Source organism: Syntrophomonas sp. UBA5494 (assembly GCF_002426325.1).
Window position 1 is genome coordinate 1 of record NZ_DIPG01000077.1, and the last position, 1,474, is coordinate 1,474.

Consider the following 1,474-nt stretch of genomic DNA (forward strand, 5'->3'; position numbering starts at 1 on the left):
GACCCTGGCCTCGGCATTGCCATTGCTTTTGCCATTGCCATCCATAATATTCCGGAAGGAATTGCGGTGAGTGTTCCGGTCTACTATGCCACCGGGAACCGCCACAAAGCTTTTTGGCTCTCCTTTTTATCGGGACTTTCAGAACCGGTGGGAGCGCTGGTGGGGTATCTGATTCTATTTAGTTTCTTCAACGATATGGTTTTTGGGGTGCTTTTCGCCCTGGTAGCCGGAATCATGGTTTTTATCTCCCTTGATGAGCTCTTGCCCATGGCCAGGGAGTATGGAGAAGCGCATCTGGCTATTTACGGATTGATGGGCGGTATGATAGTGATTGCAGTGAGCTTATTGCTTTTTATATAGGATTTTTATGAAAAAAATTATTTTTCACGGACCGGGTGCTCTTTATTTTTATCTTTATAATTTTGGATAAACTCCTGCATAGCATTGATGGAATCCATACTGATGACGTGTTCAATGGCGCAGGCGTCTTTATCGGCGACAATGGGCTCAATATTCAATATCGTCATTAAAAATTGGCGGATGACATGGTGTTTGTTGGCGGTAAACTCCGCCAGTTCAAGGCCGGCGGGAGTAAGATACACTTCTTTATACTTTTCATTGACGATCAAGCCCTTTTCGGAAAGAGTGGCCACGGCGCTGTTGGTACTCGCTTTGGTGACCCCCAGTCTGGCGGCGATATCCGATACCCTAGCCCCTTTTCCGTCTCTGGAAAGTTCATAAATTGCCTCTAGATAGTTTTCCATGGTAAAGGTTAGATTTTGCATAGGCTGTCCTTATCCTCACATTTGCATATGACCGCGCTTTTTCTTGGCATTGATTTTACAGCAAAAATCAATCCATCGGCAAGTTTGAAACTGCATAATCAGGTTTGAAGATTAAACTGTGGCACTGTCTGCCAATTAAGGGAAGGCAGTGGGATTGGCGTCCGACCATGAAATTTATTGAGGAATTAAGCGGCCGGTTGCCGCAAAATGAAATCAAAGATAGTAATAAGCGAAATTATCGGAATCACTTGGACATAGGTTTCTCCAGCTCCCGGCCGGTCAGCTTGCGTATAGGAAATATCGCCCTTTGAGATAATAGCTCCAGGAGGTGGGGCTTTGTTTCCGGAAAAAATATATTATGAGCCGGCGGTTTTGAATTATGAACTGGGCAGACAACTGCGGGAGAAGTTTGCGCATGTACCCTGGACAGCCGTTGAAAGCCATAATAATATAGAAGAATTGCGCAAGAATCCCAACCGGGAGTTTGCGTACATGAAACGCTACCTGATCCTGGGGGTGCGAAAGAGTTTAAAATATACCCCCAATCACAAAGTCTCGGATTTTCTGGTTCCTTACACCTCGTCCGGCTGCAAGGCCATGTGCCTTTATTGCTATTTGGTGTGCAATTTCAATAAATGCTCCTATTTGCGGCTTTTTGTCAACCGTGAGCAAATGCTGGAGCGAATCAT

At 45.3% G+C, this 1,474-nt stretch carries 3 protein-coding genes; 2 read left to right on the plus strand and 1 reads right to left on the minus strand.

Annotated features, from left to right (window positions below; all coding sequences use genetic code 11):
• Positions 1-360: ZIP family metal transporter (locus B3W37_RS08685; RefSeq protein WP_483175396.1), on the plus strand; the 360-nt coding region annotated here is incomplete at its 5' end.
• A 17-nt stretch (positions 361-377) separates the two neighbouring features.
• On the opposite strand, the gene B3W37_RS08690 is transcribed toward B3W37_RS08685, so the two are convergent.
• Positions 378-785: a metal-dependent transcriptional regulator gene (locus tag B3W37_RS08690; protein WP_483169808.1), complete on the minus strand. Its 408-nt coding sequence runs from the start codon at positions 783-785 to the stop codon at positions 378-380.
• Between the two features lie 336 nt (positions 786-1,121).
• Here B3W37_RS08690 and B3W37_RS08695 point away from each other — a divergent pair.
• On the plus strand, positions 1,122-1,474 hold a 353-nt coding region (locus tag B3W37_RS08695; RefSeq protein WP_483175397.1), incomplete at its 3' end, for a spore photoproduct lyase family protein.

Coding starts and splice junctions, on each gene's coding strand:
- B3W37_RS08690 (WP_483169808.1), bottom strand. CDS start 785: ATGCAAAATCTAACCTTTACCATGGAAAACTATCTAGAGGCAATTTAT.